General features: G+C 69.9%; 25 protein-coding genes and 1 riboswitch. Of the genes, 7 read left to right on the top strand and 18 right to left on the bottom strand.

Annotated elements, in window-relative coordinates:
- Positions 1-4 precede the first annotated feature (4 nt).
- From thiL to AAG092_RS08215, 7 genes are all read left to right on the top strand, one after another.
- On the top strand, positions 5-982 hold the full coding sequence (thiL, locus tag AAG092_RS08245; RefSeq protein WP_373389297.1) for a thiamine-phosphate kinase: 978 nt from the start codon (positions 5-7) through the stop codon (positions 980-982).
- Entirely contained in the window at positions 975-1,460 is a 486-nt protein-coding gene (locus AAG092_RS08240; protein ID WP_373389296.1) for a phosphatidylglycerophosphatase A, read from the top strand. Before thiL ends, AAG092_RS08240 begins: the two co-directional genes overlap by 8 nt.
- A 13-nt stretch (positions 1,461-1,473) precedes the next feature.
- The gene (locus AAG092_RS08235) at positions 1,474-2,229 is read left to right on the top strand and encodes a substrate-binding periplasmic protein (protein ID WP_373389295.1); all 756 of its coding nucleotides are present in this window, start codon (positions 1,474-1,476) and stop codon (positions 2,227-2,229) included.
- Positions 2,216-2,866, top strand: a complete 651-nt coding sequence (locus AAG092_RS08230; RefSeq protein WP_373389294.1) for a TIGR02281 family clan AA aspartic protease — start codon at positions 2,216-2,218, stop codon at positions 2,864-2,866. Before AAG092_RS08235 ends, AAG092_RS08230 begins: the two co-directional genes overlap by 14 nt.
- A gap of 112 nt (positions 2,867-2,978) precedes the next feature.
- Entirely contained in the window at positions 2,979-3,590 is a 612-nt protein-coding gene (gene ribA, locus AAG092_RS08225) for a GTP cyclohydrolase II (RefSeq protein WP_110683471.1), read from the top strand.
- A complete protein-coding gene (locus tag AAG092_RS08220; protein ID WP_373389293.1) occupies positions 3,587-4,006 on the top strand; it encodes an MFS transporter in 420 nt (139 codons plus the stop codon). The genes ribA and AAG092_RS08220 overlap by 4 nt, the downstream gene beginning before the upstream one ends.
- Complete coding sequence (locus tag AAG092_RS08215) at positions 4,006-4,803, top strand: helical backbone metal receptor (RefSeq protein WP_373389292.1); 798 nt, start codon at positions 4,006-4,008, stop codon at positions 4,801-4,803. The genes AAG092_RS08220 and AAG092_RS08215 overlap by 1 nt, the downstream gene beginning before the upstream one ends.
- 39 nt (positions 4,804-4,842) lie before the next feature.
- Here the strand turns inward: AAG092_RS08215 and AAG092_RS08210 are convergent, their stop codons facing one another.
- The 18 genes from AAG092_RS08210 to cpdA all read right to left on the bottom strand — a co-directional run bounded on the left by AAG092_RS08210 (position 4,843) and on the right by cpdA (position 26,812).
- On the bottom strand, positions 4,843-6,729 hold the full coding sequence (locus AAG092_RS08210; RefSeq protein WP_373389291.1) for a TonB-dependent receptor domain-containing protein: 1,887 nt from the start codon (positions 6,727-6,729) through the stop codon (positions 4,843-4,845).
- 80 nt (positions 6,730-6,809) lie between these two features.
- A riboswitch (cobalamin riboswitch) is annotated at positions 6,810-7,015 on the bottom strand.
- Between the two features lie 50 nt (positions 7,016-7,065).
- Entirely contained in the window at positions 7,066-8,970 is a 1,905-nt protein-coding gene (dxs, locus tag AAG092_RS08205) for a 1-deoxy-D-xylulose-5-phosphate synthase (RefSeq protein ID WP_373389290.1), read from the bottom strand.
- Between the two features lie 81 nt (positions 8,971-9,051).
- Complete coding sequence (locus AAG092_RS08200) at positions 9,052-10,002, bottom strand: alpha/beta fold hydrolase (protein ID WP_373389289.1); 951 nt, start codon at positions 10,000-10,002, stop codon at positions 9,052-9,054.
- A gap of 11 nt (positions 10,003-10,013) precedes the next feature.
- A complete protein-coding gene (locus AAG092_RS08195; protein WP_373389288.1) occupies positions 10,014-13,286 on the bottom strand; it encodes a carboxyl transferase domain-containing protein in 3,273 nt (1,090 codons plus the stop codon).
- A gap of 112 nt (positions 13,287-13,398) precedes the next feature.
- Positions 13,399-14,286: a (2E,6E)-farnesyl diphosphate synthase gene (gene ispA / locus AAG092_RS08190; protein WP_373389287.1), complete on the bottom strand. Its 888-nt coding sequence runs from the start codon at positions 14,284-14,286 to the stop codon at positions 13,399-13,401.
- Positions 14,283-14,522, bottom strand: coding sequence for an exodeoxyribonuclease VII small subunit (locus tag AAG092_RS08185; RefSeq protein WP_373389286.1), 240 nt, complete (start codon positions 14,520-14,522; stop codon positions 14,283-14,285). Before AAG092_RS08185 ends, ispA begins: the two co-directional genes overlap by 4 nt.
- Before the next feature lie 65 nt (positions 14,523-14,587).
- Positions 14,588-15,355 carry a sulfite exporter TauE/SafE family protein gene (locus AAG092_RS08180; RefSeq protein WP_373389284.1) on the bottom strand — a complete coding sequence of 256 codons (768 nt, stop codon included), beginning with the start codon at positions 15,353-15,355 and terminating at the stop codon, positions 14,588-14,590.
- Between the two features lie 55 nt (positions 15,356-15,410).
- The gene (locus tag AAG092_RS08175) at positions 15,411-16,118 is read right to left on the bottom strand and encodes a membrane integrity-associated transporter subunit PqiC (RefSeq protein WP_373389282.1); all 708 of its coding nucleotides are present in this window, start codon (positions 16,116-16,118) and stop codon (positions 15,411-15,413) included.
- A gap of 95 nt (positions 16,119-16,213) precedes the next feature.
- Complete coding sequence (locus AAG092_RS08170; protein ID WP_373389280.1) at positions 16,214-16,789, bottom strand: membrane integrity-associated transporter subunit PqiC; 576 nt, start codon at positions 16,787-16,789, stop codon at positions 16,214-16,216.
- Positions 16,786-17,736, bottom strand: coding sequence for an MlaD family protein (locus AAG092_RS08165; protein WP_373389279.1), 951 nt, complete (start codon positions 17,734-17,736; stop codon positions 16,786-16,788). The genes AAG092_RS08170 and AAG092_RS08165 overlap by 4 nt, the downstream gene beginning before the upstream one ends.
- Positions 17,733-18,500, bottom strand: coding sequence for an ABC transporter ATP-binding protein (locus tag AAG092_RS08160; RefSeq protein ID WP_373389278.1), 768 nt, complete (start codon positions 18,498-18,500; stop codon positions 17,733-17,735). The genes AAG092_RS08165 and AAG092_RS08160 overlap by 4 nt, the downstream gene beginning before the upstream one ends.
- A 1-nt stretch (position 18,501) precedes the next feature.
- On the bottom strand, positions 18,502-19,620 hold the full coding sequence (locus AAG092_RS08155) for an ABC transporter permease (protein WP_220034085.1): 1,119 nt from the start codon (positions 19,618-19,620) through the stop codon (positions 18,502-18,504).
- Between the two features lie 12 nt (positions 19,621-19,632).
- Positions 19,633-21,891, bottom strand: coding sequence for a DNA topoisomerase IV subunit A (parC, locus tag AAG092_RS08150; RefSeq protein WP_373389276.1), 2,259 nt, complete (start codon positions 21,889-21,891; stop codon positions 19,633-19,635).
- Positions 21,892-21,901: 10 nt separating this feature from the next.
- Entirely contained in the window at positions 21,902-22,423 is a 522-nt protein-coding gene (locus tag AAG092_RS08145) for a TIGR02281 family clan AA aspartic protease (protein ID WP_110683486.1), read from the bottom strand.
- Entirely contained in the window at positions 22,420-23,412 is a 993-nt protein-coding gene (locus AAG092_RS08140) for an esterase-like activity of phytase family protein (RefSeq protein WP_373389274.1), read from the bottom strand. The genes AAG092_RS08145 and AAG092_RS08140 overlap by 4 nt, the downstream gene beginning before the upstream one ends.
- On the bottom strand, positions 23,409-25,307 hold the full coding sequence (parE, locus tag AAG092_RS08135) for a DNA topoisomerase IV subunit B (RefSeq protein WP_110683487.1): 1,899 nt from the start codon (positions 25,305-25,307) through the stop codon (positions 23,409-23,411). The genes AAG092_RS08140 and parE overlap by 4 nt, the downstream gene beginning before the upstream one ends.
- A gap of 18 nt (positions 25,308-25,325) precedes the next feature.
- A complete protein-coding gene (locus tag AAG092_RS08130) occupies positions 25,326-25,934 on the bottom strand; it encodes a YqiA/YcfP family alpha/beta fold hydrolase (RefSeq protein WP_373389273.1) in 609 nt (202 codons plus the stop codon).
- 62 nt (positions 25,935-25,996) lie between these two features.
- The gene (cpdA, locus tag AAG092_RS08125; RefSeq protein ID WP_373389272.1) at positions 25,997-26,812 is read right to left on the bottom strand and encodes a 3',5'-cyclic-AMP phosphodiesterase; all 816 of its coding nucleotides are present in this window, start codon (positions 26,810-26,812) and stop codon (positions 25,997-25,999) included.
- Positions 26,813-26,905 lie beyond the last annotated feature (93 nt).

Genomic DNA, 26,905 nt, shown 5'->3' with positions numbered 1-26,905 from the left:
CCGCGTGGGTGAGTTTGAGCTGATCCGCCGCTACTTCGCCGCCGCGCCCTGTGCGCAGGCGGCCGCAGGCATCGTCCTCGGCATCGGCGATGACTGCGCCCTGCTGCAACCGGCCGTTGGCGAGCAACTGGCCGTGTCCACCGATACCCTGGTGGCCGGCGTGCATTTCCCCCAACCCTGCGATCCGTTTCTGCTCGGCCAGCGTGCCCTGGCGGTCAGCGTCAGCGACCTGGCCGCCATGGGCGCCGCGCCGCTCGGTTTCACCCTGGCGCTGACCCTGCCCGATGCCGAACCTGCCTGGCTGGAGGGCTTCGCCCGCGGCCTGTCGCAGATGGCGCAGAGCTGCGCCATCGCCCTGGTCGGCGGCGACACCACCCGCGGTCCGCTGAGCCTGACCCTCACCGTGCTCGGCCAGGTGCCGGCGGGCCAGGCGCTGACCCGCGGTGGCGCGCGGCCGGGTGACCTGCTCTGCGTCGGCGGCAGCCTGGGCGATGGCGCCGGGGCGCTGCCGCTGGTATTGGGCGAGCAGCGGGCCGAGGGCGAGGCGGCCGATTATCTGCTGCAGCGCTACTGGGCGCCGCAGCCGCAGCTGGCCCTGGGCCAGTGGCTGCGCGGCCGGGCTACGGCGGCGCTGGATATCTCCGACGGCCTGCTGGCCGACTGTGGCCATATCGCCGCGGCGTCCGGCGCCTGCCTGCAGGTCGAGCTGCCGCGCCTGCCGTTGTCGCCGGCCCTGCAAGCTCTGGCGGGCGAGCGGGCGCGGGATTGTGCGCTGGCCGGTGGCGACGACTACCGGCTGGCCTTTACCCTGGCGGCCGAGCACCTGCCGGCGCTGCAGGCGCAATGGCCCGAGGCCGTGGTGATAGGCCGGGTCGTGGCGGGGCAGGGTGTGCAGTTGCTGGATGGCCAGGGCCGCCTGCTCGAACCGCCGCGGGCGGGCTATCAACATTTCGCACAAGATTTAGGACTGCATGGTGACTGAAGTCGTCAAAGTCGCGCCGCAGGTCTGGCGCAATCCCTGGCATTTCCTCGCCTTCGGCTTCGGCTCCGGGCTGATGCCCAAGGCCCCGGGCACCTGGGGTTCGCTGGTGGCGCTGCCCTTCATTCCGCTGTGGCAGCTGCTGCCGGACTGGGGCTACTGGCTGATGCTCGGCGTCACCATGCTGTTCGGCTTCTGGCTGTGCGGCCGGGTGGCCGACGACATGGGTGTGCACGATCACGAGGGCATCGTCTGGGACGAGATGGTCGGCATGTGGATCACCCTGTGGCTGGTGCCCGAGGGCTGGTACTGGTTGCTGCTAGGCTTTCTGGTATTCAGGGTGTTCGACATCCTCAAGCCCTGGCCGATCCGCTGGATCGACCGGCATGTGCACGGCGGCGTCGGCATCATGCTGGACGATGTGCTGGCCGGGGTGTTCGCCTGGCTGGCGATGCAGTTGCTGGTCTGGGGCCTGACCTGAGGCGGAGGTGAGCATGCGCGCCTGGCTGTTGGGGTTGCTGTTGAGCCTGGGGGGGCAGGGTGCCCAGGCCGCCGAGGACGTGCCTCACGAGATCATGCTGGTCAGCGAGCACTGGGCCGGGCATACCAACCCGGACGGCACTGGCCTGGCCTGGGAGGTTCTGCGTCAGGTGTTCGAGCCGGCCGGTGTGCGGCTGCGCTGGCGCAACGAGCCCTACATGCGCTCGATAGGTCTGGTCCAGCGTGGTGAGGCCGATGCCTTCCTCGGCTCCTATCGCCACGAGGTCGACGAGCGGGTGCACTATCCGCGCCGGCCCTACGATGCCGATGTGATAGTAGCCCTCGGCCTGACCAGCCAGCCAATCCCCAGCCTGCAGACGCTCGCGCGCCATCGTCTGGCGTGGATGCGCGGCTATGGCTACCAGCAGTATCTGCCGGGGCCGCTGAACTTTCAGGAGATCGAGCGGCGCAGCGGCATCCTCGGCATGCTCGAGCGCGGGCATGCCGATTTCTACATCGACGCCAATACCGAGGTGGCCGATGTGCTGGCGGCGGCGCCGAACCCGGAACGCTTTCGCAGCACCAGCCTGACCCGCTTGCCGCTCTACCCCGGCTTTACCGATACTGCCCGCGGTCGCGCCCTGGCCGCAGTCTACGACCAGCGCATGGCCAGTCTGGTGCAGGACGGCAGCCTGCGGCCGATCTTCCGCCGCTGGCAGCAGCCGTACCCCTTCGACGAGGACATGGAGATTCCCGATGCGTCGCCTTGAGCTGTTCGCCGCCAGCGCGCTGCTGGCCCTCAGCCCGCTGCTGCAGGCCGAGACCCAGGTGCAGGTGGTCGGTCTGTTCCCCAATGCCGCCGTGCTGCTGGTCGATGGCCAGCGCAAGCTGGTCAAGGCCGGGCAGACCGGGCCGGGCGGGGTCAGGGTGCTCAGTGCCGACAGCAAGGGCGCGCTGCTCGAGGTGGATGGTGTGCAGCGCAGCTACGGCCTGTCGCGCGAATACAACCAGGCCGGCAGCGCCGCGCCGCAGAAGACCCAGGTGAGCATCAGCAAGGGCGTCGGCAACCACTACTGGATCGCCGGCTCCATCGACGGCCATCCGGTGCAGTTCATGGTCGACACCGGCGCCACCTCGGTGGCGATGAACGAGGGCCAGGCGCGCCGCCTGGGCATCGACTACCGTGTCGACGGGCTGCCCATGGTGGTCGGCACCGCCGGCGGCAACGTGCGGGCCTGGCGCATCAAGCTGAACAACGTCAAGGTCGGTGGCCTGGAGGTGCTCGGCGTCGAGGCCGCGGTGCTGGAAGGCGACTCGCCCACCGAGGTGCTGCTGGGCATGAGCTATCTCAGCCGGGTGCGCTGGCGCGAGGAGAATGGTGTGCTGCAGCTGGAGTCCAAGCTCTAGCCGACCCATCGGCCAGGCCGATGCTTATCCCCGACAATTCAGGCTGAGCCGGCTGCCGTCGTGGCTGGTACAATGCCGGCCTTTTCTGCCGAACGTCCAACAGGAGCACCCGGTGTCCGTCGTCTTCGTCGCCGCCTCCAAACTGCCCACGCCCTTCGCGGTGTTCACCATGCACGGTTTCCTCGATGAGGAGAGCGGCAAGGAGCACGTGGCCCTGACCCTGGGCGACGTCGCCGACGGCCAGCCGGTGCTGGGTCGCCTGCACTCCGAGTGCCTGACCGGCGATGCCCTGTTCAGCCAGCGCTGCGATTGCGGCGCCCAGCTCGAGGCCGCCCTGCGCGCCATCGCCGCCGAGGGCCGCGGCGTGCTCCTGTATCTGCGCCAGGAAGGCCGGGGTATCGGCCTGCTGAACAAGATCCGCGCCTACGAGCTGCAGGATGGCGGCGCCGATACGGTGGAGGCCAACGAGCGCCTGGGCTTCGCCGCCGACCAGCGCGACTACTCGATCTGCCAGCCGATGCTCGACCACTTGGGCATCCGCGCGATCCGCCTGATGACCAACAACCCGCGCAAGGTCAAGGCGCTGGAGGGCTTCGGCGTGCGCGTGGCCGAGCGTCGGCCGCTGGAAATCGCCCTCAACCCGCACAACCGCAAGTACCTGGCGACCAAGGCCGGCAAGCTCGGCCACATGCTGGGGCTGCAGCACCAGGAAGAAACCGAGTGACCCGCGCCGAGGTGCGTCGCCGGCTCGCCCTCGAGTGGTGGCGCTGGCTCGGCTTCGCCCTGGCGCCGCTGTTCTTCCTCAACCTGCTGTTCGGCGGCAGCCAGGCACTGGGCAGTGTGCTGGAGATGCCGCTGTTCATCGCCGGCCTGGCCTCCATGTTCGTCAGCCTGCCGCTGTTCTCCGCCTACAAGCGCGCGCTGATCGCCACCGAGGCCGCGCTGGACGGTGAACACGAGCGCGAGGCCTGGCTGGCACTGGCCGCGCAGCGGCGCAGGGCCTTCCTCGGTGCCGGCCTGCCGGCCTGGATCGCCGCCATTGCCCTGTTTAGCGGGCTCAATGCCGTTGCCCTGATCCTCCTGGCCCTGAGCAGCGTGGTGCTGTTCTGCCTGTACCGCATTCCCCGCCAGCTGGGTTGATGCGCGCGCTGCTGGCTGCCTGTCTGCTCGCCCTCAGCCCGGCGCTGACGGCGGCCGAACGGGTGGTCAGTCTGGCCCCTTCGATGTCGGAAATCATGCTGGAGCTGGGCGCCGAGTCGCGCCTGGTCGGCCTGCTCGATGGCGGGCCGCGTCCGCCGGCGCTGGCGGGTGTACCTTCGGTCGGGCGCTATGGCCAGGTCGAGCTGGAAACCCTGCTGGCGCTCAAGCCGGACCTGCTGCTGCTCTGGCCCGGCAGTGTGCCCGAGGCCCAGCAGGCGCAGCTGCGGGCCTTCGGCATCCCGCTGTATGTCGGCGAGCCCCATGATCTGCAGGCGCTGGCCGAGCAGTTCGCTGAGGTGGGTCGGCTGGTCGGTGCCGAGGCCCATGGGCGCGAGCTGCGCGACCGCTTCACCACGCGCCTGGCCGAGCTGCGCCGGCGCTACCGTCGCAAGCCGCCGCTGGCGGTGTTCTACCAGGTCTGGAACGAGCCGCTGTACACCCTGGGCGGGCGGCAGATCGTCAGTGACGCGCTGCGGGTGTGTGGCGCGCACAACGTGTTCGCCGATCTGCAGTTGCCGGCCCCCCAGGTCAATGTCGAGGCGGTGCTGGGGCGCGCGCCCGAGGTGATTCTGGGGGGCAGCGAGGCCGAACTGCAGCGCTGGCGAGCCTGGCCGCAGCTGCCCGCGGTGCGTCTTGGCCAGCTGTGGACGGTACCGGACAAGGGCCTGGAGCGCCCCAGCTTCCAGATGCTGGCGGCCACCGAACAGCTCTGCGAACTGTTGGCCAGGGCCCGTTGAGGTATTGAGAAAAAAGGCCCCTCGCGGGGCCTTGTTCGTTTACAGCCTGGGAGTCCAGACGAACCCGAGCAGGGCCGTGCGGCCTTCCTGGCGGTAGCCGTAGCGTTCGCCTTCGTGCTCGTACAGGGCGCGCTGGTAGTCCTTGTCCAGCAGGTTGTCGATCTTCGCCTCCAGCTTCAGCTCGCCGCTCGCCTGCCAGCTGCCGCGCAGGCCGAGCAGGCCGTAGCCGCCCAGTTCGTGCTGGTTGTCCGGGTCGTCGTAGCTGCTGCTCGCCAGCTGCCAGGTGGCACCGACGGCGAAGGCACCGAAGGCGCGATCCAGGTCCAGGCTGAGGGTGCGGCGGGCACGGCGATTGAGGGTGTGGCCGCTGTCGCGGTCGCGCGGATCGACGAAGGCGATGCCGAGCTGGCCCTGCCAGCCGAACAGCTCCTGCTGCAGGTTGGCCTCGAAGCCGTGGATGCGGGCTTCGGCGATGTTCTGCGGGATGAAGTTCTGGTCGCTGGCGATCGCGTCCTCGATATCGGTGCGATACAGCGAGGCCTCCAGGCGTGTGCGCTCGGCCAGTTGGCTGCGCCACTGCAGCTCATAGCTTTTCGAGTGCTCGGGCTTGAGGTCCGGGTTGCTGTAGTCCGGGTAGTAGAGATCGTTGAAGGTCGGCGCGCGGAAGCCCTCGCTGTACGACAGCACCAGGTCATTGCCGGCGTTCAGCGGCAGGGTCAGGGCGCCGCTCCAGGTATTCTCGCTGCCGAACTGCTCGTTCTTGTCGTGGCGTACGCCCAGCTCGGTGGAGAAGTGCTCGCTCTCATAGCGATGCTGGACAAACGCGGCCTGGTTCCAGCGCTGCTGCTCGGCGAAGGCGGTGTTGCTGTTGAGCTGATCCTCGTACCACTCGCCACCCAGCAGCAGGCCGTGGCTGTCGCTCAGGGCCAGGGTGTTGAGCCAGTTCACCGAGTCGCGATAGGTGTTGAACACGCCACGCTCGTCGCTGAGCTTGTCCAGGCTTTCCTCGCGGTTCTCGCTGTGGCCGACTTCCAGGCGGCTGCTCCACAGGTCGTTGACCTGCGCGTCCAGGTAGCTGGACACGCTGCTGAGGGTGAAGTCGCTGTAGGGCTCCTGGCCGACCGACTCGAAGGTGGTCATGTCGAAACGGCCGAAGGGGTTGTCGAACTCGGTACGGCCGCGCTGGTCGAGGACGTTGACGCCGGCTTCCAGCTGTTCGCTGAAGCTGTGGCTCAGGCTCAGGCTGAAGGCCTTGTTGCGGTAGGCGTCGTGGTCCTGGTCGGAGTCGTAGGAGATGCCGGTGCGATCGATGCCGTCGCTCTCGTCGAGGCTACCGGCCAGGCTGAAGCGGGTCTGCTGGTCGCCGCCGGAGAGTCCGGCGCTGCGTCGCCAGCTGTCGTTGCTGCCATAGCTCATGCGTACGAAGGGCTGCAGGCCCTCGCCAGCGCTGCGGCGGGTGAAGATCTGCACCACGCCGCCGATGGCGTCGGCACCGTACACCGCCGAGCGTGGGCCGCGCAGCACTTCGACGCGCTCGATCTGGTCGACATTGAGGAACTGCAGGTTGCTGTCGCCGGAGCTGGCCGAGGCGATGCGCATGCCGTCTACCAGCACCAGGCTCTGTGCCGACTTGGTGCCGCGGATATACAGGCTGGCCAGGCTGCCGGCACTATTGTCGGTCACCTGCACGCCGGGGGCGCGGCGCAGCAGGTCACTGACCGAGGCCGGCTGCAGGCGTTCGATGTCGGCGCGGGTGAATACGGTGCTCGCCGTGCTGCTGGCATCGCGTTGCTGCACGTCGCGGTTGGCGCTGATCAGCGTCTCGGGCAGCTTGAGCGCGGCGTCCTGGCCGGCGGCCAGCGCGAGACCAGCAGGCAGCAGAGCCAGGCTCAGCGCCGAGAGAGGCAGGGTGTGGGACAGTTTCATCGGGGTTCCTCAAAGACAAAGACTTCGAGGAGGGCAGAAAGCAGGCGCACGGCGGCGCCTGACGGTGCGGCCCTCCGCAACACCAGTCGAATCCGTCAGGCCGGTCTCCGGGCTCTCGATTCCGCTCCGCGCGCCTTCCCGGTTGACCCAGTGGCTGTTGCGCGGATCTGCAGCAGGGCTGCGATCGATTACCGTTGCGGGGGCAGCGCCGGGATTGCTCATGGAGCGCACCGGCTTCCCGATTATCGCCGGCATTGACCGGCGCACCTGATGGAAAAGAAAACGCCGCGCACCTTAGTGCACGGCGTGTTGAAGCTCAAGCAAGTTTAGCGTGCCTCAGCTTGAGCTTTGCTCAAGTTGCTGCAGGCGGCGACGGACGGCCGCCTCGATGCCGGCCAGGTCCAGGCCGCACTCGGCGAGCATCTGCGCCGGCTTGGCGTGCTCCACGTAGTAATCGGGCAGGCCCAGGTGCAGCAGCGGCTTGACCAGGTTCTCGGCGGCGAGGAACTCGCTGACCGCTGAGCCTGCGCCGCCCATCACGGCGTTTTCCTCGATGGTCACCAGCAGCGCGTGGCTGGCCGCCAGTTCGCGCAGCAGGGCCTCGTCCAGCGGTTTGACGAAGCGCATGTCGACCACCGTGGCATCCAGGCTTTCGCCCACGCGCAGGGCCTCGGCCAGCTGCACGCCGAAGACCAGCAGGGCCACGCCCTGGCCCTGGCGACGCAGCACCGCCTTGCCGATCTCGACACTGTCCAGTGCCGGGTCGATGGGCGCGTTGGGGCCGCTGCCACGCGGATAACGCACGGCTGCCGGGCCCTGGAAGTGGTAGCCGGTGGTCAGCAGCTGGCGCAGCTCGTTCTCGTCGCTGGGCGTGGCGATCAGCATGCCGGGGATGCAGCGCAGGTAGGAGATGTCGAAGCTGCCGGCATGGGTCGGGCCGTCTTCGCCGACCAGGCCGGCGCGGTCGATGGCGAACAGCACGTCGAGATTCTGCACCGCCACGTCATGGATCAGCTGGTCGTAGGCGCGCTGCAAGAAGGTGGAGTAGATCGCCACCACCGGCTTGGCGCCGTCGCAGGCCATGCCGGCGGCCAGGGTCACCGCATGCTGCTCGGCGATGGCCACGTCGAAGTAGCGTTCGGGGAAGCGCTCGCTGAAGGCCACCAGGTCCGAGCCTTCCTTCATCGCCGGGGTGATGCCGACCAGGCGCGGATCTTCGGCGGCCATATCGCACAGCCACTGGCCGAACACGCTGGAGTACTTGGGCCCGGAGGGTTGCTTGGGCGCGACCGGGGCGTTGATCGGCTCCAGCTTGGTGATGGCGTGGTAGCCGATCGGGTCGGCCTCGGCCGGGGCGAAGCCCTTGCCCTTCTTGGTCACCACGTGGAGGAACTGCGGGCCCTCCAGGTCGCGCATGTTGCGCAGGGTGGCCAGCAGGGTGGGCAGGTCGTGGCCGTCGATCGGGCCGACGTAGTTCCAGCCCAGTTCCTCGAACAGGGTGCCGGGCACCAGCATGCCCTTGGCGTGCTCCTCGACCTTGCGCGCGATCTCCCAGGCGCCGGGCAGGCGCGAAAGAATCTTCTTGCTGCCCTCGCGCATGCTCGAATAGGTGCGGCTGGAGATGATCTTGGCCAGGTAGTTGGACAGGCCGCCGACGTTCTTGGAGATCGACATGTCGTTGTCATTGAGTACGACCAGCATGTTGGCCTTGACGTCCGACGCATGGTTGAGCGCCTCGAAGGCCATGCCGGCGGTCAGCGCGCCGTCGCCGATCACCGCCACCGCCTTGCGCCGCGAACCCTGCATGCGCGCGGCGATGGCCATGCCGAGGGCGGCGCTGATGCTGGTGCTGGAGTGGCCCACGCCGAAGGTGTCGTACTCGCTCTCGCTGCGGCGCGGGAAGGCGGCCAGGCCGTCCTTCTGGCGCAGGGTGGCCATGCGCTCGCGGCGGCCGGTGAGGATCTTGTGCGGGTAGGCCTGGTGACCGACGTCCCACACCAGGCGGTCATCCGGGGTGTCGAAGATGTAGTGCAGGGCGATGGTCAGCTCGACCACGCCGAGGCCGGCGCCGAAATGCCCGCCGGTCTGGCCGACGCTGTACAGCAGGTACTGGCGCAGCTCGTCGGCGAGGGTCTCCAGCTCGCTTTCCGCCAGGCGGCGCAGGCCGTCCGGGGTCTCGGCACGGTCGAGCAGGGGCGTGGCGGGGCGCTCGCGCGGAATCTCGTGGAAGGTGGTCGGCATCAGGCGAATCGTTATGGGCGTGCAAAAGATGCGGCAGTTTACCCGAAGCGCCGGGAACAGCCCAAACACCCTGTAAGCGGATCAGCCCGCGGCGTAGTGCCGCCCCAGGAAATCCAGCAGCAGCGCACTGACCCGCGCGCCGTCCTCGCTTTGCAGCCAGTGGCCGCAGCCGGGCAACAGGTGCTGTTCCAGGCGCGGCACCTTGGCCGCCATGCGCGCCAGGGTCGGTGCCTCGAAACGGCCGACCGGGTCGCGCTCGCCGAGCAGGAACAGGGTCGGCTGCTCGACCCGCAGTGCGGCCAGGTGCTCGGTGCGTTGCCAGTTGCGCTCGAAGTTGCGGTACCAGTTCAGCGCGCCGTAAAAGCCGCGGCCGGCGAAGGTCCGCTCGTACACGGCGAACAGCTGGGGCGGGCACCAGGCCGGCAGCGGCAGGTCATCCGCGCCGTCGAACAACCGGGCGTCAGCCGGCTTGTCCTGCAGCAGCGCACCCTCCAGGCCACCGAGCAGCAGGCGCAGGCTGCGGCCTATGTCGGCGTCCAGCTCGGCTTCGGCCAGCCCCGGCTGCTGGAAGTAGAGGATGTAGTGGAAGCGCCCGGCGTAGGCCTCGCGCATCATCTCGATGGCCGGGCGTTTCGGTCGCCCGCCGAAGGGCACCGACAGGGCGCCGAGGGCCTGCACCCGCGTGGGCTCCAGCAGGGCCAGGTGCCAGGCCACCGGCGCGCCCCAGTCATGGCCGACCACGGCGACGGCGCTCTGGCCGAGGGCGTCCATGGCGCCCTGGATGTCGCCACACAGGGTCAGCAGGTCGTAGGCGGCCGGGTCGCGTGGCGCGCTGCTCTGGCCGTAGCCGCGCATCTCCGGGGCGAACACCCGGTAGCCGGCGGCGGCCAGCGCCTCGATCTGCGGATGCCAGGCGTACCAGCACTCGGGAAAGCCGTGCAGCAGCCAGATCGGGCGGCCGCCTTCGGGGCCGGCGCTGTAGAGGCTGAGGTCGATGCCGTTGACGGCGAGGAGCCGATGTTCGATGGGCATGGGCGAGTTCCTTACCAGGTATCGACGAAGGGCCGTTTCTTGCCCGCGCGTGGCGCCGGCGCGGGTGCCGCGTTGAGCCCGCGCAGCAGCCAGGCGCGGCTCTCGGCCGGGTCGATCACCGCGTCGATCTCCAGATAGCTGGCCATGTTCAGCGCCTTGCCGTTGTCATAGGCCTTGGCCACCAGCTTGTCGAACAGCGCCTGGCGGCTGGCGTCGTCCGCCTGGGCCGCCAGCTCCTTGGCGAAGCCCAGGCGCACCGCGCCCTCCAGGCCCATGGCACCGAACTCGCCACTGGGCCAGGCGGCGGTGAACAGCGGCGCGTGGAAGCTGCCGGCGGCCATGGCCTGGGCGCCCAGGCCGTAGCCCTTGCGCAAGACCAGGGTGAAGAAGGGCACGCTCAGGCTGGCGGCGGTGACGAACAGGCGCGACACATGGCGTACCGTGGCCTGTTTCTCCGCTTCGGGGCCGACCATGAAGCCAGGGGTGTCGCATAGCGAGACGATGGGCAGGTCATGTGCGTCGCACAGCTGCAGGAAGCGCGCGGCCTTGTCGCCCGCCAGCGCGTCGATGGCGCCGCCCAGGTGGGCCGGGTTGTTGGCGATCAGGCCGAAGGGCTTGCCCTCGATGCGGATCAGCGCGGTGATCAGGCCCGGGGCGAACTGGCGGCGCAGCTCCAGCACGCTGCCGTTGTCGGCCAGCAGCTCGATGACCTTGCGGATGTCGTAGACGCGCAGGCGGTTCTCGGGGATTACATGGCGCAGCTCGCGTGGGTCGCTGCACTGCCAGTCGGCCAGTGGCCCCTGGAAGTAACTCAGGTACTGCTTGGCCACCTGCACCGCCTCGGCTTCGTCGGCCGCCAGCACGTCGATCACCCCGTTGGGGCCTTGCACGCTGGTGGGGCCGACTTCCTCGGGCTTGTAGCTGCCCAGCCCGCCGCCTTCGATCATCGCCGGGCCGGCCATGCCGATGGTCGCGTTCTGCGTGGCGATGATCACATCGCAGCAGCCGAGCAGCGCGGCGTTGCCGGCGAAGCAGCGGCCGGAGACCACGCCCACGGTCGGCACCAGGCCGGACAGCCTGGCCATGCCGACGAAGGTGTGGCAGTCCAGCCCGGCCACGCCGACGAAGTCGGTATCGCCCGGCCGCCCGCCGCCGCCCTCGGCGAACAGCACCACGGGCAGGCGCCACTGCTCGGCCAGGGCCAGCATGCGGTCGGTCTTCTTGTGATTCATCACGCCCTGGGTGCCGGCGAACACCGTGTAGTCGTAGGCGATGGCCAGGCAGCGCGCGGCCTGTTCGCCGAACAGCCCGGCGTTGACCGTGCCGATGCCGGCCACCAGGCCGTCGGCCGGGCTCAGCTCCAGCAGCTCCTCGGCGGAACGGCGGCGGCGCTGGGCGGCCAGGGCCATGGCGCCGTATTCGCTGAAGCTGCCCTCGTCCAGCAGGTCGGCGAGGTTTTCCCGCACGGTGCGCTGGCCGGTCTTGCGCCGCTTGGCAACGGCCTCGGGGCGCCGCGCGTCGGTGAGGCGCTGGTGGCGCTCCAATACTTCGGCCAGGTCGGCGCGGATATGTTCGAGGTCGAGGCTCTCCTCGCTGGCGCCGCCAGCGCCGGCTACTTCGGCCGGCTCGAGGAACAGCAGGGCCTGGCCCTCGGCCAGCGCGTCGCCGGGCGCGACGGCCAGGGCGCGGACGATGCCGCCGCGCTCGGCGCGCACCTCGAACTCCATCTTCATCGCCTCCAGCACGGCGAGCACCTGGCCGGCGGCCACGGCGTCGCCTTCGGCCACCTGCAGGGCGACCAGCACGCCGCTGCTCGGCGCGGCCAGGGCGAGGGTGCCGGGCGGTGCCTCGACGCCATGCCGGGCCGTGCTGTCCGCCGCGCCGCTGCCGGCGAAGTAGCGGTGCGGATGGGCCTCGCCATGGGCGGTGAGCAGCTCGCCGAGGTGGCGCTCGACGAAGCGGGTGTCGACCCGGTTGGCGGCGACCTCCTCGCGCTGCAGCAGGTTCTGCAGCAGGTGCAGGTTGCTCGCCACACCCTCCAGGCGGCACTCGCAGAGGGCGCGGTAGGCGCGGCGCAGGGCGCCCGGGTAGTCGGCCGCGGTGGCGATCAGCTTGGCCAGCAGCGAGTCGTAGGCCGGGCTGACCGGGTAGCCGGCGTAGCCGTGGCCGTCCACCCGCAGGCCGGGGCCGGAGGGCGGCTGGTAGGCGCTCAGCGTGCCGGCGGCGGGGCGCGCGCTGCCGTCGGCGTGCAGGGTCTCCAGGTTCAGGCGCAGCTGCACGGCGCAGCCCTTGGGTGCCGGCGGGCTGGCCAGGCCGAGTTCGGCCAGGCGGCTGCCGGCCGCCAGGTGCAGCTGGGTGTGCAGCAGGTCGACGCCGGTGACCTGCTCGGTGACGGTGTGTTCGACCTGCACCCGCGGATTGGCCTCCATGAAGTAGAAGCGGCCCGGGCGGTCCAGGTCGAGGAGGAACTCGAAGGTGCCGATGCCGCGGTAGTTCACCTCGCCGGCCAGGCGCAGGGCGCAGGCGATGATTGCCTCGCGGGTCGCGCCGTCCAGGTCCGGGCTGGGGGCGATCTCCACCAGCTTCTGGTGGCGCCGCTGCAGGCTGCAGTCGCGCTCCCACAGGTGGCTGACGGCGTTGCCGTCGCCCAGCACCTGCACCTCGATATGGCGGGCGCGGTGCACCAGCTGCTCGACGTACAGTGCGCCGTCGCCGAAGGCGTTCCGCGCCTCGGAGCTGCAGCGCGCATAGGCCTCGACCAGCTCTTCGGTGGTACTGACCGCGCGCATGCCGCGGCCGCCACCGCCGGCCAGGGCCTTGAGCATCACCGCACCGTGCTCGGCCTGGAAGGCGAGGGCCTCGGCGAGGCTCACGGCACGATTGAGCCCCGGCACCAGTGGCACCTCGCAGCGTTCGGCCAGGGCGCGGGCGGCGGTCTTGTCGCCGAACAGTTCGAGGGTCTCCGGCGCCGGGCCGACGAAGGTCAGGCCGGCGGCCTGGCAGCGCCGGGCGAACTCGGCATTCTCGGCGAGGAAGCCGTAGCCGGGGTGGATGGCGTCGCAACCCTGCTCGCCGGCGATGGCGAGCAGCTGCTGCATGTCCAGGTAGGCCGGTACGCCGCGCCCGGTGAGCGGCACGGCGGCATCGGCCTTGCGCGTGTGCAGGCAGGCCGCGTCGTCCTCGGCGTACACCGCCACCGAGCGGATGCCCAGGTCGGCGCAGGCCTGGGCGATGCGGATGGCGATCTCGCCGCGATTGGCGATCAGCAGGGCGGAAAAGGGCATGGCCGGCCACTCCGGGCTTCTTGTCATGAAGCCATCTTAGGGGCTCGGGCGCGGCGGTAAAGCAAGCCTTATGCGGCGAAAGGCGGGGTATTTGCGCGAGTGATGGTGCGGCTCAGCTGCGCCGCTCGACGATGTAGCGGGCCAGGTCGCGCAGCGGCTCGGCGCTGTCGCCGAACAGGCGCAGGGCATGCAGGGCCTGGTCGCGCAGCTCCAGGGCATAGGCCTTGGCCGCGTCGAGGCCGAGCAGGGCGGGGTAGGTGGGCTTGTCGTTGGCCTGGTCCTTGCCCTGGGTCTTGCCCAGAGTGGCGGTGTCGCTTTCCACGTCGAGGATGTCGTCCTGCACCTGGAAGGCCAGGCCGATGGCCTGGGCGTACTGGGCCAGGGCACGCAGAGTGTGTTCATCGGCGCGGCCGCTGGCCAGGGCGCCGAGCTGCACGCTGGCCTCGATCAGTGCGCCGGTCTTGTGCCGGTGCATGGCCTCCAGGGCCTGCTGGTCGAGGCGCCGGCCGACCGAGGCGAGGTCGATGGCCTGGCCGCCGACCATGCCCGCCGGGCCGGCGGCGCGGGCCAGGCCCATGACCATGGCCAGGCGCAGCTCGGCGTCTTGCGGGTTGCGCCGGGCGTCGGCGAGCACTTCGAAGGCCAGGCTCTGCAGGCCGTCGCCGGCGAGGATGGCGCAGGCCTCGTCGAAGGCGATGTGGGTGGTCGGCTGGCCGCGGCGCAGGTCGTCGTCGTCCATCGCCGGCAGGTCGTCGTGCACCAGCGAGTAGGCGTGGATCAGCTCCACCGCGCAGGCGGCGCCGTCGGCGCGGTCGAGGTCGCCGTCCAGCGCCTCGCAGGCGGCGTAGACCAGCAGCGGGCGCACGCGCTTGCCGCCGTTGACCACGCTGTAGCGCATGGCCTGGTAGAGGCGCTGCAGGTCGTGGCGGGGGGCGGCGAACAGGTCTTCCAGCGCCGCGTCGACGCGGGCGGCGCAGCGCTGCTGGTAGGCGGCGATCATGCCGGTTCGTCCGCGTCGAAGGGGGCTTCTGCGAGTTCGCCGTCGCGCTCCAGCAGCACCTGCACCTTCTGCTCGGCCTGGGCCAGGGCGGCCTGGCAGTCGCGGGTCAGGCGGATGCCCTGCTCGAAGGCACCGAGGGAATCCTCCAGCGACAGCTCGCCGCTTTCCAGGCGCTCGACCAGGCTCTGCAGCTCGGCGAGGGAGGTTTCGAAATCGGCGGCTTTCTTGCGGGCCATGGGCACTGTCTCGGCGGGTGTTGGAACGGGCGCGACACTAGCAGAGCCGCGCCGCCTGGGGCAAATCAGCGGGCGTAGGTGGCCCAGAAATAGTAGAGGGTCATGCCGCCGCCCACGCCGATCACCAGGGCGCGCAGCAGGCGCGGCGGCAGTTTCTCGCCGAGCGCCCCGCCGGCATAGCCGCCGGCCGTGGCGCCGGCCAGCAGGACCAGCAGCTCGGCCCAGCTGACCCGCCCGGCGAAGATGAAGGTGAGGCTGGCGACGCTGTAGATCACCGCCGAGATCAGGTTCTTCAGGGCGTTGGCGCGGGCCAGCGGGTGGCCCTCGATGGAGAAGGCGGCCAGCTGCAGGATGCCCATGCCGGCGCCGAAGTAGCCGCCATACACCGATACGCCGACATGGGCGCCGAGCGACAGCGGGCCGTGCGGCGGGCGCCCGGTGTCGCGCCGGCGCGCGGCCAGGGCGCGGCTGAGCCAGGGGCTGGCGGCGAACAGCGCGGTGGCGGCCAGCAGCAGCCAGGGAATCAGGTGGCGGAAGATCTCGTCGCCGCCGGCCAGCAGCAGCAGGCCGCCGAGCAGGCCGCCGGCCAGGCCGGCCAGCAGCAGTGGCAGCAGGTAGCGTCCCAGCGGTCGCAGCGAGCCGCGCGCGGCCCAGGCCCCGGCCAGGCTGGCCGGCCACAGGGCCACGGCATTGGTGGCGTTGGCGGTCACCGGCGGCAGGCCGCTGGCCAGCAGGGCGGGGAAGGAAAAGAAGGTGCCGCCACCGGCCAGGGCGTTCATGCCGCCGGCGGCGAAGCCGGCCAGGGCCAGCAGGAGGATATCGGTCGCGCTCATGGGGTCGGCAGCCTACCCGCTTGGCGCCGCGCCGGCCAGCCGACCAAGGTCGGGCTCAGAAGCGCAGCACGTCGCCGGTGCTCGGGGTCGGGCCGACCATGGGGATCTTCGGGCCCGGCTGTGGCGGGCGGGCCGGGCGTGCCGGGGCCGGCGCCGGCTTGGTGGCCTCGGCCACCGGCTGGTTGCGCAGCGGCTCGATGGCGTCGGCCAGCTGCCGGGCCAGCTGGCGCAGCAGGCGGCTCTGCGCCTGCGCCTGGTCGGCGAGGGTGCCGCTGTGCGCTTCTTCCAGGCGCAGCAGGCGGCTGTCGCGCAGCTGGCCGTTGCGGTCGAGCAGGCGCCACTGCGCTTCCAGCACGGCCGGCAGGGCCGGGCCGGAGTCCAGGCGGATGATGTTCAGCAGTACCTGCACGTCGGCCTTGAAGGTGGCGCTGGTCGGCGCCAGCACGGTGCGCTGGCTGTCCAGGTTCGAGGCCAGCTGGCGCAGCAGCAGCTGGTCGATGTCGGCGGCCAGGCTGCCGGCCCAGCGCGCGTCTTCGGCGGTCAGCAGGCTGCCATCGAGCTGGCGCTGGAGGAAGGCCTCGCGCTGCAGGTAGTCGGCCACCGAGATCGGCCCGAGCAGCACGGCGATGCCCTGTTCCTGGGTCGGCAGCGCGGCGTTGCCGTTGTCCAGCTGGTACAGCGGCACCGGGCGGTGCGCGGTACAGCCGGCCAGGCCGAGCAGGCCGGTCAGCAGCAGGACGGAGGCGAGGTGCAGCGGTTTCATTCTTTCACCCTGGGGCCGCGGCGGCGGCCGGAAAACAAGTGCGAGGCGGCCGCGTATCATCCGTCAAAGCGGCGCGCGACTCCAGCGCCAGCCGCTCAGCTGCCGGCCGACAGGGCCTGCACGGCCTCGGCCAGGCGCTGGCCGAGGCGCTCGACCAGGCGCCCCTGGGCGGCGACCTGGTCGTCCAGGCTGCCGTCGTGCGTCTCGCTCAGGCGCAGCAGGTCGCCGGCGCGCTGCCGGCCCTGGGCGTCGAGCAGGCGCCAGCGCGCTTCCAGTACCGCCGGCTGTTGCGGGCCGGAGTCCAGGCGGGCGACATGCAGGACCAGCTGGGCGTCGGCGCGGAAACCGATGCGGTCCGGGTAGAGCGCCAGGTTGCCGCTGTGCAGGCGCTCGGCCAGGGTGGCCAGGAGCAGGCGGCCGACATCGTCCTGCAGGCTGCCGGCCCAGCGGTCGTCGGTGCTGAGGTCGAGGCGCTGGTCGCTGCGGCGTTGCACCAGGTTCTCGCGCTGCAGGTAGTCGGCCAGCTGCAGCGGGCCGAGCAGTACCGCCGGGCCCTGGGCGCCTGGCTGCGCCGGGGTGGCCGGCACGGGCAGCTGGTAGAAGCGCTGCGGCGTGCTGGTGGCGCAGCCGGTCAGCAGCAGGAAGGCGAGGGGCAGCAGGTAGCGGCTCATGGCTGGGGTTTCCCGAAGATCAGCGCTTGCGGTTGCTGTTCCAGGCTCTCGGCGGTGCGCTGCAGCGCCTTGCTGGCGCGGCCGAGTTCCTGCAGGGTGGTGTTCAGCTGGTACTGCAGTTCGGATTCCGGGCCCAGGCTGCGGCGGCCGTCGCCGAGCAGCGCGTTGGTCTGCTCCAGGGTCTGGCGCAGGCCGGCGGAGGCCTGGCGGATCTCGCCGAGGGTGGCGTTGAGTTCGCCGCTGCTGCGCTGGGCGGAGCTGAGCAGGGCCGGCAGCTGGGTTTCCAGGCGCCGGCTCAGACGGTCGAGGTTGGCCAGGGTGGACGCCAGGCTGCGCAGGCCCTGGTTCAGGTCGTCGGAGCGGCTCAGGCGCTCGATGCCCTGCATGGCCAGGGTGGCCGAGTCGATCAGCTCGCGCAGCGGCAGCTCGCGCACGTCGGCGACCAGGTCGCCCAGCAGGGTGGCGGCCTGGTCGATGCGCGACGGCACGCTGGGGATGGCCGGCAGCTCGACCTCGTTGGGTTCGCGCACGTAGCCGGGTTGGTCGGGGAACATGTCCAGCGCGACGATGGCCTTGCCGGTGAGCAGGCTGGGGGTCTGCAGCTGGGCGCGCAGGCCGCGCTGCACCAGCTGTTCGAGGATCTGGTCGAAGCTGCGCCGGCCGGCCGTGCGATTGGGCTGGATGCGCAGGATCACCGGCATCACCACGTCCTTGATGTTGCGGTCGTAGGACAGGCGGATCTCGCGCACGCTGCCGATCTTCACCCCGCGGTAGGTGACGTCGGCGCCGACGTCGAGGCCGTCCAGCGCGCCTTTGAAGTACACCACGTACTCGGTCGGCTGGCTGAACCAGCTGTCGCGCGACAGCAGCAGGGTGCCGACGACCAGCAGGAACAGGCCGCCGAGCAGGAAGCTGCCGATCAGCAGGGGCTTGCGGGTTTCGCTCATGGGGCCTCCTTGGCCGGGTGCGGGCTGCGGCCGAGGAAGCGGCGCACCGCCTCCGGGCCATGGGCCAGCAGCTCGTCGGGCGGGCCGAGGGCCAGCTGGGTGCCGGCCTGGCCGTCGAGGAACAGGCAGGTGTCGGCGACGGCGAAGATGCTCGGCAGCTCGTGGGTCACCAGCACGATACTGGAGCCGAGGCTGTCGCGCAGCTGCAGGATCAACTCGTCCAGGGCCATGGAGCTGATCGGGTCGAGGCCGGCCGAGGGCTCGTCGAAGAACAGCACCTGCGGGTCCAGCGCCAGGGCGCGGGCCAGTGCGGCGCGCTTGCGCATGCCGCCGGACAGCTCGGCCGGGTACAGCTCGTCGCAGCCGCCGAGGCCGACCAGGGCCAGCTTGAGCGCGGCCAGCTCGTCCAGTTCGGCGCGGGACAGGTTGGGGCGGTAGGTTTCCAGCGGCAGGCAGATGTTCTCGCGCAGGGTCATCGAGCCCCACAGCGCACCGTTCTGGTAGAGCACGCCGAATTCCTGCTGCAGCGTGGCGCGGCGCGCCTCGGACTGGGCCCAGAAGTCCTCGCCGTTGAACAGCAGGCGCCCGGCCAGCGGCGCCTGCAGGCCGATCAGGTGGCGCAGCAGGGTGCTCTTGCCGCAGCCGCTGCCGCCCATGATGACGAACACCTCGCCGCGCGCGATGCGGAAGTTCAGGCCGCGCTGGATCACCCGCTGGCCGTAGCCGGCGGAGAGGTTTTCGGCAATCAGCACGGCCTTGCTCATCTCAGATCCCCAGCTGGGTGCAGATCAGGGTGATCAGCGCATCGCTGACCACCAGCGCGACGATGATGCTGACCACCGCGCGGGTGGTGGCCTGGCCCACGGCCTGGGCGTTGCGCCCGCAGGCCAGGCCGTAGTGGCAGCCGATCAGGCCGATCAGCACGGCGAACACCAGGCTCTTGAAGATGCCCAGGAGGAAGTCGGTGAGGCTGAGCATCTCCAGGCTCTGGTTGAGGTACTGGGTGGCAGAGATGTCGAACAGCCCGGCGCCGATGACGAAGCCGCCGAGGATACCCAGGGCGTCGGCGAAGGCGCACAGCAGCGGCATGGCCACCAGTAGCGCCAACAAGCGCGGCAGCACCAGGAACTCCAGGGGCGGGAAGCCGAAGGTCTTCAGTGCGTCGATCTCCTCGTTGGCCTGCATGCTGCCCAGTTCGGCGGCATAGGCGGCGCCGGTACGCCCGGCCATGATCACCGCGGTCATCAGCGCGCCCATCTCGCGGGTCATGCCGATGGCCACCATGTTGGCGATGTACAGCTGGGCGCCGAAGGCCTCCAGCTGGGCGGCGCCGACGAAGGCGAGGATCAGGCCGACCAGGGTGGCGATCAGCGCGACTATGGGCAGGGCGCCGGGGCCGCACTGCTGCAGGGCCAGCCAGAAATCGCCGGCGCGCAGGCGCGCGCGGCCGCGCAGCAGGTTGAGCAGGGCCAGGCAGATTTCACCGAGGAAGGTGGCTGCGGTGGCCAGGCTGGCGAGGGTGGACATGGCCACCAGGCCCAGGCGGGTCAGCGGGCCGCCGCGGCGCTGAGCGCTGCCGGCGGGCTGGATCGGGTGCGTGCTGCCCATCTGTAGCAGGCGCTCGACGCCGTCTGGCAGTTCCAGCCAGCGCAGCTGCAACTGGCGCTCCGCGGCCAGGCGCTGCAGGCGCCGCAGCAGGGCCAGCAGGCTGCTGTCCCAGGCCGCGACCGTCACCCGTACCGGCAGTTCGCCGCCGGGACCGGCGAAGGACTCGAACACCGCCTGCAAGTCCGGTTTGCGCGTGGCCAGGGTCCAGTGGCCGCTGACGCAGAGCTGCGTGCGACCCTGGGTATCCTGTTGCCAGCGCAGTTCGGCGGCGGCCATCTCGTCTCTCCCTTAGCTGCCGCTCTCCACCAGCAGCTGGTCGACCCGCTGGAAGCCGCGCGGCAGCTTGTTGCCGCGGCGGCCACGCTCGCCCTTGTAGTGTTCCAGGTCGTCCGGCTTGAGCGACAGGGTGCGCTTGCCGGCCTGCAGGACCAGGGTAGCGCCCGCCGGCAGCACGGCCAGGTCGGTGAGGTATTCCTCGCGGCTGGCCACCCGCTCACCGGGGATGCCGATGATCTTGTTGCCCTTGCCTTTGCCCAGCTGCGGCAGGTCGCGTACCGGGAACAGCAGCAGGCGACCCTCGGTGGTCACCGCCGCCAGCCAGTCCTCCTCGACGCTGGCCACCGGCTTGGGCGGCACCACCAGTGCGCCGTTGGGCAGGGTCAGCAGGGCCTTGCCGGCCTTGTTCTTGGCCTGCAGGTCCTCGCCCTTGACCACGAAGCCGTAGCCGGCGTCGGAGGCGATCACGTACAGGGCACTGTCATCCGGCAGCAGCACGCAGTCGAAGGTCGCGCCGGGCGGCGGGGTCAGGCGCCCGGTCAGCGGCTCGCCCTGGCCACGGGCCGATGGCAGCGAGTGGGCGGCCAGCGAGTAGCTGCGTCCGGTGGAGTCGATAAACACGGCGTACTGGTTGGAGCGGCCCGGCGCGGCGGCCTTGAAGCCGTCGCCGGCTTTATAGGACAGGCCGGTGGCGTCGATATCGTGGCCCTTGGCGCAACGTACCCAGCCTTTTTCCGAGAGCACCACGGTCACCGGCTCGGTCGGCATCAGTTCGGTTTCCGACAGGGCGCGGGCCTCGGCGCGGGCGACGATCGGCGAGCGGCGGGCGTCGCCGTACTTCTCGGCATCGTCGAGGATTTCCTGGCGCACCAGTTTCTTCAGCTTGGCTTCGCTGCCGAGCAGGGCCAGCAGCTTGTCGCGCTCCTTGGCCAGCTCGTCCTGTTCGCCGCGGATCTTCATCTCTTCCAGACGGGCTAGCTGGCGCAGGCGGGTGTCGAGGATATAGTCGGCTTGCAGTTCGCTAAGGCCGAAGCGCGCCATCAGCACCGGCTTGGGCTGGTCCTCGGTGCGGATGATATGGATCACTTCGTCCAGATTGAGGAAGGCAACCAGCAAGCCCTCCAACAGGTGCAGGCGCTTCTCCACCTTGTCCAGGCGGAACTGCAGGCGGCGGCGCACGGTGCCGACGCGGTAGACCAGCCACTCGGAGAGCAGGGTGCGCAGGTCCTTCACCTGCGGCTTGCCGTCCAGGCCGATGACGTTGGTGTTGACCCGGTAGCTGGACTCCAGGTCGGTGGTGGCGAACAGGTGGGTCATCAGCTCGTCGGCATCCACGCGGTTGGAGCGCGGGATGATGACGATGCGGCAGGGGTTCTCGTGGTCCGACTCGTCGCGCAGGTCGGCGACCATCGGCAGCTTCTTGGCCTGCATCTGCGCGGCGATCTGCTCCAGCACCTTGGCCCCGGAGACCTGGTGCGGCAGCGCGGTGACCACGATATCGCCGTCCTCGACACGGTACACGGCGCGCATGCGCACCGAGCCACGGCCGCTTTCGTAGATCTTCAGCAGGTCGGCCTTGGGCGTGATGACCTCGGCCTCGGTGGGGAAGTCCGGACCCTGGATGTGCTCGCACAGCTGCTCGACCGTGGCACCCGGCTCATCGAGCAGGCGCACGCAGGCGCTCGCCACTTCACGCAGGTTATGCGGCGGCACATCGGTGGCCATGCCCACGGCGATACCGGTGGTGCCGTTGAGCAGCAGGTTGGGCAGGCGCGCCGGCAGGGTCGCCGGCTCGTCCAGGGTGCCGTCGAAGTTCGGCACCCAGTCCACCGTACCCTGGCCCAGCTCGGCCAGCAGCACTTCCGAATAGCGCGACAGGCGCGCCTCGGTGTAGCGCATGGCGGCGAAGGACTTGGGATCGTCCGGCGCACCCCAGTTGCCCTGGCCGTCGACCAGGGTGTAGCGGTAGCTGAACGGCTGCGCCATCAGCACCATGGCCTCGTAGCAGGCGCTGTCGCCGTGCGGGTGGAACTTGCCGAGCACGTCGCCGACGGTGCGCGCCGACTTCTTGTGCTTGGCGTCGGCGTCCAGGCCCAGCTCGCTCATGGCATAGACGATGCGCCGCTGCACCGGTTTCAGGCCGTCGCCGATATGCGGCAGGGCGCGGTCCATGATCACGTACATGGAGTAGTTCAGGTAGGCCTGCTCGGTGAAGTCGGCCAGCGACCGGCGTTCGACGCCTTCCAGGCTCAGGTCGAGGGTGTCGCTCATGCGTGCCTCATTAGCGTGTTGATTGGCGCAGCACCAGGGTGCCGCCTTTCTGAGTGAATTCGAGTTGCTTGAGGGCGCTCATGCCGAGCAGCACCTCTTCGCCGTCCATGCCGGGGGTGACCAGTGCCGCCACGTTGCGTAGCTGGATGTCGCCGAGCTGCAGCAGGCCGAGGCGGGTGCGCCAGCCGGTGACGGTGCCGTTGGCGGTGCGGATCTGTACCGGCGCGCCGCGTTCCAGGTCGAGGCGCTCGGCCACCGCCTTGGGGATGGCCACGGCGGTGGCGCCGGTGTCGAGGAGGAAGGTCAGGTTGTGGCCGTCGATCTGCCCGTCCAACAGGTAGTGACCGCCACGCCCGGCGGCCAGGCGCACCTCGATGTAGCCGTCGCCATGCACCGACTGCGGCTGGCGGTTGGGGTTGATCTGCTGCTCTTCCCAGTCGCCGAACCAGTAGGTGGCCAGGGCCAGGGCGGCGGCCCAGGCGAGGATCAGCATGACGCGGGCGGCGCGCTGGCCGGCGACGGGCTCGCTCATGGCGCGCTCCAGCCGCCTGGCGGCGCCTTGAACTGCCAGAGCAGAGAGCGCTGCTCGCCGTCGGCGCGGGCCATGCCGTTGTTGTCCAGGCCCAGCCAGGCGCCATCCTGGTCCAGCCACAGGGCCTCGGCGTTGCCGTAGGGCTCCGGGTAGCTGCGCCCGCTGGCGAGGGCTGCGGCGACGAAGGACCAGCACTTCTCCTGGGCACCGGTATTGGGATCGCGGCGGCAGATGCGCTGTTCCAGGCGCTCCAGGCTGAACAGCTTGCCATCCCAGAAGGCCAGGTCGCCGAAGCTGCGCGGATAGCGCGCCTCGCTCTGCGGGGCGAGCGGCGAGCGACGCTGGCCGGCCTCGGACATCAGTACGCAGCCGCCGGTGCAGCGCCAGCGGCCATTGATCTTGTGCAGTACCAGCAGGCCGCGGCGTTCGCGCTCGGCAGCCAGCCACAGGCGATCGCCGGCGGGGTCGATGACCAGCCCTTCGAGCAGCGCGTTGTGGCGCAGCAGCATGCCGCTGGCGCGAGCCTGGCGAATCAGGCTGGCGGGCAGCTCCAGCCATTCGGCCATGCCGCTGGGACCGACCTGCAGCAGGGCGACGTGTGCCTCGCTGAGCAGGTAGCGGTTGCCCTTGGCGTCGCAGGCCAGGCTTTCGAAGTCCAGCTCGCCACCGCGCAGCTTGCTGGCCAGCCAGCCGTGCATGCGCAGGCCCCAGGGCAGCGCGCTGGGCGGCGGTGGCGGGGCGGAGAAGGTCTCGGCCTCGGCCTGCCAGGCGCCATCGCCCGGCTGCAGGCGATACAGGCGGTCGTCCTCGCGATCGGACAGCGCCAGCCACTCCCCGCCGCAGCGGGTCAGGCCGGACAGGTTGCCGGCGGCCATGCCCGTGATCGGGTGTTCGGCCAGCAGTTCCAGCTCGACCACTGGCGCGGGCGACTCGGCCGCGTGCGCGCCGCCGGCGAGCAGCAGTAGGGCGAGGGCGAGGCTCGGCCTCACGCCAGGACCTCGGCCAGGTTGCCCTTGGTTTCCAGCCAGCTCTTGCGGTCGCCGGCGCGTTTCTTCGCCAGCAGCATGTCCATCATCTCGTGGGTGGCCTGGAAGTCGTCCAGACCCAGCTGCACCAGACGCCGGGTGTTGGGGTCCATGGTGGTTTCGCGCAGCTGCAGCGGGTTCATCTCGCCGAGGCCCTTGAAGCGGGTGACCTGCGGCTTGCCGCGCTTCTTCTCGGCGGTCAGGCGTTCCAGGATGCCGTCGCGCTCGGCCTCGTCGAGGGCGTAGTAGACCTCCTTGCCCAGGTCGATGCGGTACAGCGGCGGCATCGCCACGTAGACGTGGCCGGCCTCCACCAGCGGGCGGAAGTGGCGGACGAACAATGCACAAAGCAGGGTGGCGATGTGCAGGCCGTCGGAGTCGGCGTCGGCGAGGATGCAGATCTTGCCGTAGCGCAGCTGCGACAGGTCGGCCGAGCCCGGGTCGATGCCGATGGCCACCGCGATGTCGTGCACTTCCTGGCTGGCCAGCACCTCGCCGCCGTCCACTTCCCAGGTGTTCAGGATCTTGCCGCGCAGCGGCATGATGGCCTGGAACTCCTTGTCGCGCGCCTGCTTGGCCGAGCCGCCGGCGGAGTCGCCCTCGACCAGGAACAGTTCGGAGCGCATCGGGTCCTGCCCCGCGCAGTCGGCCAGCTTGCCGGGCAGCGCCGGGCCCTGGGTGATCTTCTTGCGCTCGACCTTCTTGCCGGCCTTGAGGCGGCGCCCGGCGTTGCTGATGGCCAGCTCGGCCAGGGCCAGACCGGTTTCGGGATGAGCGTTGAGCCACAGGCTGAAGGCGTCCTTGACCACGCCGGAGACGAAGGCGGCTGCCTCACGGGAGGACAGGCGCTCCTTGGTCTGGCCGGAGAACTGCGCCTCCTGCATCTTCATCGAGAGGACGAAGGCGATGCGTTCCCAGACGTCTTCCGGCGCGAGCTTGACCCCGCGCGGCAGCAGGTTGCGGAACTCGCAGAACTCGCGCATGGCGTCCAGCAGGCCCTGGCGCAGGCCGTTGACGTGGGTGCCGCCCTGGGCGGTGGGGATCAGGTTGACGTAGCTCTCCTGCAGCGACTCACCGCCTTCCGGCAGCCACAGCAGGGCCCAGTCGACCGCCTCCTTGTTGCCGGCCAGCGAGCCGCAGAAGGGTTCCTCGGGCAGGCGCACGTGCTCGCTGACCGCGTCGGTGAGGTAGGAGCGCAGGCCGTCCTCGTAGTACCAGCGGGTGGTCTCGCCATTGCTTTTGTCGCTGAAGGTGACTTCCAGGCCGGGGCAGAGCACGGCCTTGGCCTTCAGTACATGTTTCAGCCGGCTGATGGAGAACTTCGGCGAGTCGAAGTACTGCGGGTCGGGCCAGAAGCGCACGCTGGTGCCGGTGTTGCGCTTGCCGACCGTGCCTATCACTTCCAGGTCGCTGGCCTTGAAGCCGTCGGCGAAGGTCATGCGGTACTCGCTGCCGTCGCGCTTGACCTTGACCTCGACCTGATTGGACAGCGCGTTGACCACCGAAATGCCGACACCATGCAGGCCACCGGAGAACTGGTAGTTCTTGTTGGAGAACTTGCCGCCGGCGTGCAGCTTGGTGAGGATCAGCTCGACGCCGGGAATGCCCTCTTCCGGGTGGATGTCCACCGGCATGCCGCGGCCGTCGTCGATCACTTCCAGCGAGTTGTCGTCGTGGAGGATCACCTGGATCGCGCTGGCGTGGCCGGCCAGCGCCTCGTCGACGCTGTTGTCGATGACTTCCTGGGCCAGGTGGTTGGGCCGCGACGTGTCGGTGTACATGCCCGGGCGCTTGCGCACCGGGTCCAGACCGGACAGTACTTCGATGGCATCGGCGTTGTAGGCGTTCTGCTGGGCCATAAGCGGTTCAGGTCTTCTTCAAAGGGTGGAAAAGTCGAAATCGGCCCACAGGGCCGGAGCGAAGCCGGCCAGCGCGAGGATTTCCGGGATACGCTGGGCGAAGCCCTGGTAGCTGTGGTCGCCGCCTGGCTGGATGTCCAGCGTGCAGCCCCGGTAATAGGCCTCGGCCTGGCGGTAGTCCAGTGTCTCGTCGGCGGTCTGCAGCCACACCCGGTAGCGCCGGGCATCACGCGGCTCGGGCACTTCCAGCTCGGCCAGGGCGGCGACGTGATCGTGGGTCAGCAGCCAGGTTTCGCCGCTGTAGTAGTTGGTCTGCAGCTCTTCCTTGCCGCCGAACAGCCGGTGTGGGCGCACCGCCGGGTTGATCAGCAGGGCATCGAGGCCATGCTGCTCGGCGAGGTAGGTGGCGTAGAAACCGCCCAGAGAGCTGCCGACCAGCAGTGGCCGGCCCAGCTCGGCGATGGCCGCCTGCAGCTGGAGCATGGCCTGGCGCGGATGATGGTGCAGGGCCGGCACGCGCAGCTGGCGGGCGATGCCGCAGTGTTCGGCGACCCGGAGCAGCTGGCTGGCCTTGGTCGAGGCCGGCGAACTGTTGAGGCCGTGGATATAGAGGATGCTGGGATTCATGGAGCGGGAGGCTACAAGCTAGGCGACGCCAGCCGCAAGCATTGACATCCGGCCGTGCGGACTTAGTAGCCTTTGACGCTGTAGTCGACTTCGAAGTGGATGCCGGTGACCCGCGACACGCCGGTCTCCAGCCGCCCGTCGGCGTGCAGGCGCAGCCAGCGGTAGCCGGGCGCCGTGGTGTCGACCTGGAATTCCTCGCTGCCGGGGGCGAACTGCACACAGGTCGAGGGCGAGGCGAGCAGGCGAATGCCGCCGCGCTGCTGGTCGAACTCCTGGTGGATATGCCCCCAGAGCACCGCGCGCACCTGCGTGTGGCGCTCCAGCACGGCGAACAGGGCTTCCGGATTGCGCAGGCCGATCGGCTCCATCCAGCGGCAGCCGATGGAGACCGGGTGGTGGTGGAAGCACACCAGGTGGTGGCGTTCGGGGGCTTCGCTCAGGGCGCGCTCCAGCAGCTGGAGCTGGTCGTCGGCCAGGTAGCCCGGCACCGCACCGGGGATCGAGGAGTCGAGCAGGGTGATGCGCCAGTGGCCCAGGTCCATGATCGGTTGCAGCAGGTCGCTGCCGTTGCAGGCGGCGCGCATGGCTGGCAGTTCGTCATGGTTGCCGGGGAACCAGCGGGCCGGCGCGTTGAGCTGCGCGCTGAGGTCGCGGAAGCGTTGGTAGGAGACCAGGCTGCCGTCCTGCGAGAGGTCGCCGCTGGCGAGGATCAGGTCGATCTGCGGCTGTTCCGCCTGCACCCGCGCGATGACCTTCTCCAGGCTGTCGCGAGTGTTCATGCCCAGCAGCTTGCCGTCTTCCTCGGCAAATAGGTGACTGTCCGAGAGCTGCACCAGCAGCACCGGGCGATCGGAGGCAAGAGACGACGGGCGCGACAAGGGCCAACTCCTGAACGGGTTCCCAGGATTATGGTGGGTGAAATGCGATTCGGTAAACCCGGCAAACGTGAACCTGTCACATTTGCGCAGTTG

This window comes from Pseudomonas alcaligenes, from assembly GCF_041729615.1.
In the GTDB taxonomy this organism is placed as follows: Bacteria; Pseudomonadota; Gammaproteobacteria; order Pseudomonadales; family Pseudomonadaceae; genus Aquipseudomonas; species Aquipseudomonas alcaligenes_B.
This window is presented reverse-complemented; position numbering and strand designations above follow the sequence as displayed.